The 10,898-nt window shown below is 55.4% G+C and carries 4 protein-coding genes, 2 tRNA genes and 3 rRNA genes; 7 read left to right on the forward strand and 2 right to left on the reverse strand.

Going from position 1 to position 10,898, the window contains the following annotated elements; genetic code table 11:
* Positions 1-14: 14 nt before the first annotated feature.
* Both ACTJKT_RS17805 and ACTJKT_RS17810 read right to left on the reverse strand, forming a co-directional pair.
* Positions 15-1,136 (reverse strand): Re/Si-specific NAD(P)(+) transhydrogenase subunit alpha, encoded by a 1,122-nt coding sequence (locus tag ACTJKT_RS17805; protein ID WP_440787984.1) that lies wholly within the window; start codon positions 1,134-1,136, stop codon positions 15-17.
* A 451-nt stretch (positions 1,137-1,587) separates the two neighbouring features.
* Positions 1,588-2,487, reverse strand: a complete 900-nt coding sequence (locus tag ACTJKT_RS17810; protein WP_097306300.1) for a LysR family transcriptional regulator — start codon at positions 2,485-2,487, stop codon at positions 1,588-1,590.
* Positions 2,488-2,644: 157 nt separating this feature from the next.
* Between ACTJKT_RS17810 and ACTJKT_RS17815 the strand changes: the two genes are divergently transcribed.
* The 7 genes from ACTJKT_RS17815 (at position 2,645) to rrf (ending at position 10,889) form a co-directional block, all read left to right on the forward strand.
* Positions 2,645-3,826 carry an acyl-CoA dehydrogenase gene (locus ACTJKT_RS17815; RefSeq protein WP_025806792.1) on the forward strand — a complete coding sequence of 394 codons (1,182 nt, stop codon included), beginning with the start codon at positions 2,645-2,647 and terminating at the stop codon, positions 3,824-3,826.
* Positions 3,827-3,840: 14 nt separating this feature from the next.
* Positions 3,841-5,061: a CaiB/BaiF CoA transferase family protein gene (locus ACTJKT_RS17820; protein WP_016703894.1), complete on the forward strand. Its 1,221-nt coding sequence runs from the start codon at positions 3,841-3,843 to the stop codon at positions 5,059-5,061.
* Positions 5,062-5,704: 643 nt separating this feature from the next.
* Positions 5,705-7,241 (forward strand): 16S ribosomal RNA (locus ACTJKT_RS17825).
* A gap of 65 nt (positions 7,242-7,306) precedes the next feature.
* Positions 7,307-7,383, forward strand: a tRNA-Ile gene (locus ACTJKT_RS17830).
* A 26-nt stretch (positions 7,384-7,409) separates the two neighbouring features.
* Positions 7,410-7,485: transfer RNA gene (locus ACTJKT_RS17835), tRNA-Ala, on the forward strand.
* 250 nt (positions 7,486-7,735) lie between these two features.
* Positions 7,736-10,627 (forward strand): 23S ribosomal RNA (locus ACTJKT_RS17840).
* Between the two features lie 146 nt (positions 10,628-10,773).
* Positions 10,774-10,889, forward strand: a 5S ribosomal RNA gene (gene rrf / locus ACTJKT_RS17845).
* Together the 16S, 23S and 5S rRNA genes with 2 tRNA genes alongside form the textbook arrangement of a ribosomal RNA operon.
* Positions 10,890-10,898 lie beyond the last annotated feature (9 nt).

Genomic DNA, 10,898 nt, shown 5'->3' on the forward strand with positions numbered 1-10,898 from the left:
GTCTGAATCCCTGCTTAGGCGTTTTTACGGATGACTTGGCCGTCGCGGCACATCAGGCACGCGGCGACGATGTCGTCTTCTAGGTTGACCTCGAACTGACCTTCTTTGGTGAAGACGAGCTTCAGGAAGTCCAGCAGGTTGCGGGCGTACAGCGCCGAGGCGTCGGCAGCGACAGCACCGGCCAGGTTGGTCGGGCCGACAATGGTCACGCCATTCTCGACGACCACCTGATCCGCCACGGTCAGCGGGCAGTTGCCGCCCTGGGCTGCGGCAAGGTCGATGACCACCGAGCCTGGCTTCATCTGGGCCACGGTTTCGGCGCTCAGCAGTACTGGCGCCTTGCGGCCTGGAATCAGGGCGGTGGTGATCACGATGTCGGCCTGCTTGGCGCGCTCGTGCACGGCCTGGGCCTGGCGCTGCATCCAGCTGGCAGGCATCGGGCGCGCGTAGCCACCGACACCGACGGCGCATTCGCGCTCTTCATCGGTCTCGTAAGGCACGTCGACGAACTTGGCCCCCAGGGATTCGATCTGTTCCTTGACCGCCGGACGCACGTCCGAGGCCTCGATCACGGCGCCCAGGCGCTTGGCGGTAGCGATGGCCTGCAGACCGGCAACCCCGGCACCGAGAATCAGCACGCGAGCGGCTTTCACGGTGCCCGCGGCGGTCATCAGCATCGGCATGAAGCGCGGGTAATAGTGGGCAGCCAGCAACACTGCCTTGTAACCGGCGATGTTGGCTTGCGAGGACAGCACATCCAGGCTCTGGGCCCGCGAGGTACGTGGCGCTGCTTCCAGGGCAAAGGCGGTAATGCCGCATTCGGCCATCTTGGCAATGGTTTCATTGCTGAACGGATTGAGCATGCCCACCAGGACGGTGCCGCTCTTGATCAGGGTCAGCTCGCTGTCGCTGGGAGCCACGACCTTGAGAATCAGCTCCGCGCCGAATGCATCGTTGGCGCTGCCAATGGTTGCACCTGCCGCTTCATAGGCACTGTCGACAACACTGGCATTGATGCCGGCGCCACTCTGCACAGTGACTTTATGACCCTGGCCGATCAGTTTCTTGATGGTTTCCGGGGTTGCAGCAACCCGTGTTTCACCCGTTTGGGTCTCGAGAGGAACACCAATGTGCACGTCAAATCTCCTGCGTGATCTTATTGCTTTCGATCTTTTTTAGAAGGCCAGCGCACTACGGATGGTGCAGCTGGGGCGGCCGATCAGCACGATCCCGCCAGAATCAAGGCGGGGCGCGGCATTTTGCAGGCGAACATTACGCCCTTCAAGGGATTATGAGGGGTGACGGAAAATTAACTACAAGTCACCCCGTGACCGAATGTCGCAAGGGTAGGGCTCAATCCCTTGTAAGCCGTGCCTTGTAAGGATTTCGACGGAAAATAAAACAATTTTCACATTGCTCATGTGAATGAGCGTTCATGACCCTCAAAAAGCCCTACAAGCCGCGTGGTTAGGCGCTTATAGGACGGTTGTTCCGCCTATCGATACAGTCTGTCTTAATGCGACATTTAGTTATATCTGTAGTGCTCTATTTTATTTGACTACGAAGTCAATTTATCGCCCTGCCCTGCTATTTCTCAAGGCTGTAGCTCTGTGCCTGCTCCACCAGCCAATCGCGAAAAGCCCGTAAAGACGCTGATTCCACCTTGCGCTCGGGAATCATCAGGTAATACGCCTTGATGCTCGCCAGTGCTTCGGGGTTGGCGATCACCAGGCGCTTTTCCCTCAGCTCCCGTTGAATAAGGAATGGCGGGATCAGAGCGATACCCATGTCGTGCATGGCGGCCTGCGCCAGCATGGAGAATAGTTCGTAACGCGGGCCTGTCATGTCTCGCGGGATATTCAGGTGCTGTGAGTTGAACCATTGCCGCCAGGCATAAGGGCGCGTGGTCTGCTGCAGCAGCGGCAACTCGGCGATTTCCTCGGCGCTTAGCCGGGTGCGGCTGCCCAGGGTTGCGGGGCTGCACACCGGCATCGGGTTTTCTCCCATCAGGCGATGGGATTGGGTGCCCGACCAGTCGGCATCGCCAAAGTAAATCGCGGCGTCGAAGTCGGTATCGGCGAACAGGAAAGGCCGGGTGCGGTTGGTCAGGTTGACCGTGACTTCCGGGTGTCGCTGCTGAAAATCCTTGAGGCGGGGCAACAGCCATTGGGTGCCAAAGGTCGGGACCACCGCCAGCTCGATGACGTTGGCGCCCTGCTGGCCCATGACGGAAAGCGTGTCGCGTTCCACCGCGTCCAATTGGGTGGCCACACGGCGGCTATAGGAGAGCCCCGCCTCGGTCAGCTTGACGCCGCGTCGGGATCGGCGGAACAGCTCGACCCCGAGAAACTCTTCCAGGCTGGCGATCTGTCGGCAAATTGCACCTTGCGTCAGCGAAAGCTCCTGCGCCGCCTTGGTAAAGCTCTCGTGACGTGCGGCAGCTTCGAAGCTGATCAGGGCGGCGGTGCTGGGGATCTTTCTGCGCATGTACGGCAATCTCACTAATGGAATCGCTAAAAGCCGCTTTCGGCTGTTACGGAGTGAGAAATTAGCACAACAGTATGCAAAATCCTCGTTTGCCGCGCCCGCAAAGCCGGCCTAGGATCAACCCACGAACGTTGACCTACTTCACGAGGACTCACTCATGGGCGGTAAAGCAAGCTTCAACTGGATCGATCCCCTTCTGCTGGATCAACAGCTCACTGAAGAAGAGCGCATGGTGCGCGACAGTGCCGAGCAATTCGCTCAAGGCAAGCTGGCGCCGCGTGTGCTCGAAGCTTTCCGTCATGAAAAGACCGACCCGGCGATCTTCCGCGAAATGGGCGAAGTCGGCCTGCTGGGTGCCACCATCCCCGAGCAGTACGGTGGCAGCGGTCTGAACTATGTCTGCTACGGCCTGATTGCCCGTGAAGTGGAGCGTGTGGACTCCGGTTACCGCTCGATGATGAGCGTGCAGTCCTCCCTGGTGATGGTGCCGATCAACGAGTTTGGTACCGAAGCCCAGAAGCAGAAGTATCTGCCGAAGCTGGCCTCTGGCGAGTGGATCGGCTGCTTCGGCCTGACCGAGCCTAATCATGGCTCCGATCCGGGCGCGATGATTACCCGTGCTCGTAAGGTGGACGGCGGTTACAGCCTGACCGGCAGCAAGATGTGGATCACCAACAGCCCGATTGCCGATGTGTTCGTGGTGTGGGCCAAGGACGATGCTGGCGATATCCGCGGCTTCGTACTGGAGAAAGGCTGGAAAGGTCTGAGTGCTCCGGCGATTCACGGCAAGGTCGGCCTGCGCGCTTCCATCACCGGCGAAATCGTCATGGACAACGTCTTTGTGCCGGAAGAGAACATCTTCCCGGACGTGCGTGGCCTGAAAGGTCCGTTCACCTGCCTGAACTCTGCCCGCTACGGCATTTCCTGGGGCGCTCTGGGTGCGGCTGAGTTCTGCTGGCACACCGCTCGCCAATACACCCTGGACCGTCAGCAATTCGGTCGCCCGCTGGCGGCTACCCAGCTGATCCAGAAAAAACTGGCGGACATGCAGACCGAGATCACCCTCGCCCTCCAAGGCTGCCTGCGTCTGGGCCGGATGAAGGATGAAGGCACGGCGGCGGTTGAAATCACCTCGATCATGAAGCGCAACTCCTGCGGCAAGTCGCTGGATATCGCTCGCATGGCCCGCGACATGCTGGGTGGTAACGGTATCTCTGACGAGTTCGGTATCGCCCGTCACCTGGTCAACCTGGAAGTGGTGAACACCTACGAAGGGACCCATGACGTCCATGCGCTGATCCTGGGGCGCGCGCAGACCGGCATCCAGGCGTTCTACTAAATAGGAGAACGACCATGGGCGCGTTATCTCATTTGCGGGTGCTGGACTTGTCGCGAGTGCTGGCCGGGCCTTGGGCCGGCCAGATCCTGGCGGACCTGGGGGCCGAGGTGATCAAGGTCGAGCGTCCGGGCAATGGTGACGATACGCGCGCCTGGGGGCCGCCTTTCCTCAAGGACGCTTATGGCGAGAACACCACGGAGGCTGCCTATTACCTGTCGGCCAACCGCAACAAGCAATCGGTGACCATCGACTTCACTCGACCGGAAGGTCAGCGCCTGGTGCGCGAGCTGGCGGCCAAGTCCGACATTCTGATCGAGAACTTCAAGGTTGGCGGTTTGGCGGCCTATGGGTTGGACTACCAGTCGCTGAAGGCGCTCAACCCTGACCTGATCTATTGCTCCATTACCGGCTTTGGCCAGACCGGGCCTTATGCCAAGCGTGCCGGCTACGACTTCATGATCCAGGGACTAGGCGGACTGATGAGCCTGACCGGACGTCCCGAGGGCGACGAAGGCGCCGGGCCGGTGAAGGTCGGGGTGGCGTTGACGGATATCCTGACGGGGCTGTATTCGACGGTGGCGATTCTTGCCGCACTGGCGCATCGGCAGCACAGCGGTGGCGGGCAGCACATCGATATGGCGCTGCTGGATGTGCAGGTTGCGTGTCTGGCCAACCAGGCGATGAATTACCTGACCACTGGAGTCGCTCCCAAGCGCTTGGGTAATGCTCACCCGAATATTGTGCCTTATCAGGACTTTCCTACGGCGGATGGCGATTTCATCCTTACCGTGGGGAATGATGGGCAGTTCCGCAAGTTTGCCGAGGTGGCGGGTCAGCCGCAGTGGGCGGACGATCCACGCTTTGCGACTAATAAGCTGCGGGTTGCCAATCGGGCGGTGCTGATCCCACTGATTCGTCAGGCCACTGTGTTCAAGACCACTGCTGAGTGGGTCACCCAGTTGGAGCAGGCGGGAGTGCCTTGCGGCCCTATCAATGACCTGGCGCAGATGTTCGAGGATCCGCAGGTCAAGGCGCGCGGGCTGGCGATCGAGCTGCCCCATGCGTTGGCCGGGCTGGTGCCTCAGGTGGCGAGTCCGATCCGTCTCTCCGAAACGCCGGTCGAGTACCGTCATGCTCCTCCTCTATTAGGAGAGCATACCGCCCAGGTTCTGCAGCGGGTGCTGGGGCTTGAGCTGGAGTCCGTGGATGCCTTGCGAGCCTCGGGGGTGCTGTGAATGCGCTCTTCTATATAGAGAGCAACTGTCCCCTTCTATATACGGGGCCTGAAAACACCCCTTTTGGGGTGTTTTCAGGTTTATTCATAGTAAAAGCAAATTAGGGGTTGACGGCAGATTCTACAGGTCTATAATTCGCCCCACTTCCGGCGCAGTCGAAACGGAAAACTCCTTGATATTCAACGAGTTATGCAGTTTTCGACAGCGGTCACGCTTCAGTTCATCGAGGCCCGAAGGAGTCGGTTCGGCAGTGTGTTTTCGCCGGATTGACGGTTCGATCTTCTCGGTCGAAAGCGGAGAAAAAGAGGTGTTGACAGCAGCGTGTAACGCTGTAGAATTCGCCTCCCGCTGACGAGAGATCGGAAGCGCAAGTGGTTGAAGTTGCAAAGGAAACTTTGAAAACTTCTTAAAATAACCGCTTGACAGATACAGAGGCTGCTGTAGAATGCGCGCCTCGGTTGAGACGAAAGACTTAACCAACCGCTCTTTAACAACTGAATCAAGCAATTCGTGTGGGTGCTTGTGGAGTCAGACTGATAGTCAGAAAGATTATCAGCATCACAAGTTACTCCGCGAGAAATCAAAGATGTAACCAACGATTGCTGAGCCAAGTTTAGGGTTTTCTCAAAACCCAAAGATGTTTGAACTGAAGAGTTTGATCATGGCTCAGATTGAACGCTGGCGGCAGGCCTAACACATGCAAGTCGAGCGGTAGAGAGAAGCTTGCTTCTCTTGAGAGCGGCGGACGGGTGAGTAATGCCTAGGAATCTGCCTGGTAGTGGGGGATAACGTTCGGAAACGGACGCTAATACCGCATACGTCCTACGGGAGAAAGCAGGGGACCTTCGGGCCTTGCGCTATCAGATGAGCCTAGGTCGGATTAGCTAGTTGGTGAGGTAATGGCTCACCAAGGCGACGATCCGTAACTGGTCTGAGAGGATGATCAGTCACACTGGAACTGAGACACGGTCCAGACTCCTACGGGAGGCAGCAGTGGGGAATATTGGACAATGGGCGAAAGCCTGATCCAGCCATGCCGCGTGTGTGAAGAAGGTCTTCGGATTGTAAAGCACTTTAAGTTGGGAGGAAGGGTACTTACCTAATACGTGAGTATTTTGACGTTACCGACAGAATAAGCACCGGCTAACTCTGTGCCAGCAGCCGCGGTAATACAGAGGGTGCAAGCGTTAATCGGAATTACTGGGCGTAAAGCGCGCGTAGGTGGTTCGTTAAGTTGGATGTGAAATCCCCGGGCTCAACCTGGGAACTGCATCCAAAACTGGCGAGCTAGAGTATGGTAGAGGGTGGTGGAATTTCCTGTGTAGCGGTGAAATGCGTAGATATAGGAAGGAACACCAGTGGCGAAGGCGACCACCTGGACTGATACTGACACTGAGGTGCGAAAGCGTGGGGAGCAAACAGGATTAGATACCCTGGTAGTCCACGCCGTAAACGATGTCAACTAGCCGTTGGGAGCCTTGAGCTCTTAGTGGCGCAGCTAACGCATTAAGTTGACCGCCTGGGGAGTACGGCCGCAAGGTTAAAACTCAAATGAATTGACGGGGGCCCGCACAAGCGGTGGAGCATGTGGTTTAATTCGAAGCAACGCGAAGAACCTTACCAGGCCTTGACATCCAATGAACTTTCCAGAGATGGATTGGTGCCTTCGGGAACATTGAGACAGGTGCTGCATGGCTGTCGTCAGCTCGTGTCGTGAGATGTTGGGTTAAGTCCCGTAACGAGCGCAACCCTTGTCCTTAGTTACCAGCACGTTATGGTGGGCACTCTAAGGAGACTGCCGGTGACAAACCGGAGGAAGGTGGGGATGACGTCAAGTCATCATGGCCCTTACGGCCTGGGCTACACACGTGCTACAATGGTCGGTACAGAGGGTTGCCAAGCCGCGAGGTGGAGCTAATCCCATAAAACCGATCGTAGTCCGGATCGCAGTCTGCAACTCGACTGCGTGAAGTCGGAATCGCTAGTAATCGCGAATCAGAATGTCGCGGTGAATACGTTCCCGGGCCTTGTACACACCGCCCGTCACACCATGGGAGTGGGTTGCACCAGAAGTAGCTAGTCTAACCTTCGGGAGGACGGTTACCACGGTGTGATTCATGACTGGGGTGAAGTCGTAACAAGGTAGCCGTAGGGGAACCTGCGGCTGGATCACCTCCTTAATCGACGACATCAGCTGCTTCATAAGCTCCCACACGAATTGCTTGATTCATTGAAGAAGACGATTGGGTCTGTAGCTCAGTTGGTTAGAGCGCACCCCTGATAAGGGTGAGGTCGGCAGTTCGAATCTGCCCAGACCCACCAATTACTGGTGCACCCTGTAGCGATACGGGGCCATAGCTCAGCTGGGAGAGCGCCTGCCTTGCACGCAGGAGGTCAGCGGTTCGATCCCGCTTGGCTCCACCATTACAGATTGGTCTCCATCGTTTAAAGCTTAGAAATGAGCATTCCGCCAGAACGGCGATGAATGTTGATTTCTGATCTTTATCAGAATCGTTCTTTAAAAATTTGGGTATGTGATAGAAAGATAGACTGAATGGCACTTTCACTGGTGTTTATTCAGGCTAAGGTAAAATTTGTGAGTTGCTCTCATGAGCATTGCGAATTTTCGGCGAATGTCGTCTTCATAGTATAACCAGATTGCTTGGGGTTATATGGTCAAGTGAAGAAGCGCATACGGTGGATGCCTTGGCAGTCAGAGGCGATGAAAGACGTGGTAGCCTGCGAAAAGCTTCGGGGAGTCGGCAAACAGACTTTGATCCGGAGATGTCTGAATGGGGGAACCCAGCCATCATAAGATGGTTATCTTGTACTGAATACATAGGTGCAAGAGGCGAACCAGGGGAACTGAAACATCTAAGTACCCTGAGGAAAAGAAATCAACCGAGATTCCCTTAGTAGTGGCGAGCGAACGGGGACTAGCCCTTAAGTGGCTTTGAGATTAGCGGAACGCTCTGGAAAGTGCGGCCATAGTGGGTGATAGCCCTGTACGCGAAAATCTCTTAGTCATGAAATCGAGTAGGACGGAGCACGAGAAACTTTGTCTGAATATGGGGGGACCATCCTCCAAGGCTAAATACTACTGACTGACCGATAGTGAACTAGTACCGTGAGGGAAAGGCGAAAAGAACCCCGGAGAGGGGAGTGAAATAGATCCTGAAACCGTATGCGTACAAGCAGTGGGAGCAGACTTTGTTCTGTGACTGCGTACCTTTTGTATAATGGGTCAGCGACTTATATTCAGTGGCGAGCTTAACCGAATAGGGGAGGCGTAGCGAAAGCGAGTCTTAATAGGGCGTTTAGTCGCTGGGTATAGACCCGAAACCGGGCGATCTATCCATGGGCAGGTTGAAGGTTAGGTAACACTGACTGGAGGACCGAACCGACTACCGTTGAAAAGTTAGCGGATGACCTGTGGATCGGAGTGAAAGGCTAATCAAGCTCGGAGATAGCTGGTTCTCCTCGAAAGCTATTTAGGTAGCGCCTCATGTATCACTGTAGGGGGTAGAGCACTGTTTCGGCTAGGGGGTCATCCCGACTTACCAAACCGATGCAAACTCCGAATACCTACAAGTGCCGAGCATGGGAGACACACGGCGGGTGCTAACGTCCGTCGTGAAAAGGGAAACAACCCAGACCGTCAGCTAAGGTCCCAAAGTTATGGTTAAGTGGGAAACGATGTGGGAAGGCTTAGACAGCTAGGAGGTTGGCTTAGAAGCAGCCACCCTTTAAAGAAAGCGTAATAGCTCACTAGTCGAGTCGGCCTGCGCGGAAGATGTAACGGGGCTCAAACCATACACCGAAGCTACGGGTATCACGTAAGTGATGCGGTAGAGGAGCGTTCTGTAAGCCTGTGAAGGTGAGTTGAGAAGCTTGCTGGAGGTATCAGAAGTGCGAATGCTGACATGAGTAACGACAATGGGTGTGAAAAACACCCACGCCGAAAGACCAAGGTTTCCTGCGCAACGTTAATCGACGCAGGGTTAGTCGGTCCCTAAGGCGAGGCTGAAAAGCGTAGTCGATGGAAAACAGGTTAATATTCCTGTACTTCTAGTTATTGCGATGGAGGGACGGAGAAGGCTAGGCCAGCTTGGCGTTGGTTGTCCAAGTTTAAGGTGGTAGGCTGGAATCTTAGGTAAATCCGGGATTCTAAGGCCGAGAGCTGATGACGAGTTACCTTTTAGGTGACGAAGTGGTTGATGCCATGCTTCCAAGAAAAGCTTCTAAGCTTCAGATAACTAGGAACCGTACCCCAAACCGACACAGGTGGTTGGGTAGAGAATACCAAGGCGCTTGAGAGAACTCGGGTGAAGGAACTAGGCAAAATGGCACCGTAACTTCGGGAGAAGGTGCGCCGGTGAGGGTGAAGGACTTGCTCCGTAAGCCCATGCCGGTCGAAGATACCAGGCCGCTGCGACTGTTTATTAAAAACACAGCACTCTGCAAACACGAAAGTGGACGTATAGGGTGTGACGCCTGCCCGGTGCCGGAAGGTTAATTGATGGGGTTAGCTAACGCGAAGCTCTTGATCGAAGCCCCGGTAAACGGCGGCCGTAACTATAACGGTCCTAAGGTAGCGAAATTCCTTGTCGGGTAAGTTCCGACCTGCACGAATGGCGTAACGATGGCGGCGCTGTCTCCACCCGAGACTCAGTGAAATTGAAATCGCTGTGAAGATGCAGTGTATCCGCGGCTAGACGGAAAGACCCCGTGAACCTTTACTATAGCTTTGCACTGGACTTTGAATTTGCTTGTGTAGGATAGGTGGGAGGCTTTGAAGCGTGGACGCCAGTTCGCGTGGAGCCATCCTTGAAATACCACCCTGGCAACTTTGAGGTTCTAACTCAGGTCCGTTATCCGGATCGAGGACAGTGTATGGTGGGTAGTTTGACTGGGGCGGTCTCCTCCTAAAGAGTAACGGAGGAGTACGAAGGTGCGCTCAGACCGGTCGGAAATCGGTCGTAGAGTATAAAGGCAAAAGCGCGCTTGACTGCGAGACAGACACGTCGAGCAGGTACGAAAGTAGGTCTTAGTGATCCGGTGGTTCTGTATGGAAGGGCCATCGCTCAACGGATAAAAGGTACTCCGGGGATAACAGGCTGATACCGCCCAAGAGTTCATATCGACGGCGGTGTTTGGCACCTCGATGTCGGCTCATCACATCCTGGGGCTGAAGCCGGTCCCAAGGGTATGGCTGTTCGCCATTTAAAGTGGTACGCGAGCTGGGTTTAGAACGTCGTGAGACAGTTCGGTCCCTATCTGCCGTGGACGTTTGAGATTTGAGAGGGGCTGCTCCTAGTACGAGAGGACCGGAGTGGACGAACCTCTGGTGTTCCGGTTGTCACGCCAGTGGCATTGCCGGGTAGCTATGTTCGGAAAAGATAACCGCTGAAAGCATCTAAGCGGGAAACTTGCCTCAAGATGAGATCTCACTGGAACCTTGAGTTCCCTAAAGGGCCGTCGAAGACTACGACGTTGATAGGTTGGGTGTGTAAGCGCTGTGAGGCGTTGAGCTAACCAATACTAATTGCCCGTGAGGCTTGACCATATAACACCCAAGCAATTTGCTTAAGAGCGAGTTGCGGTGTGTGAAGACGAAATGAACCGAAAGTTTGCACCGCTCACAAAACACCACAAAGCTATTACATACCCAATTTGCCGAAGCGTCGAAAGACGAGTCGGCACACCGAATTTCTTGACGACCATAGAGCATTGGAACCACCTGATCCCATCCCGAACTCAGAAGTGAAACGATGCATCGCCGATGGTAGTGTGGGGTTTCCCCATGTGAGAGTAGGTCATCGTCAAGATTAAATTCC

Origin of the sequence: Pseudomonas sp. 22526 (assembly GCF_052044735.1) — a bacterium.
Taxonomy (GTDB): domain Bacteria; phylum Pseudomonadota; class Gammaproteobacteria; order Pseudomonadales; family Pseudomonadaceae; genus Aquipseudomonas; species Aquipseudomonas piscium.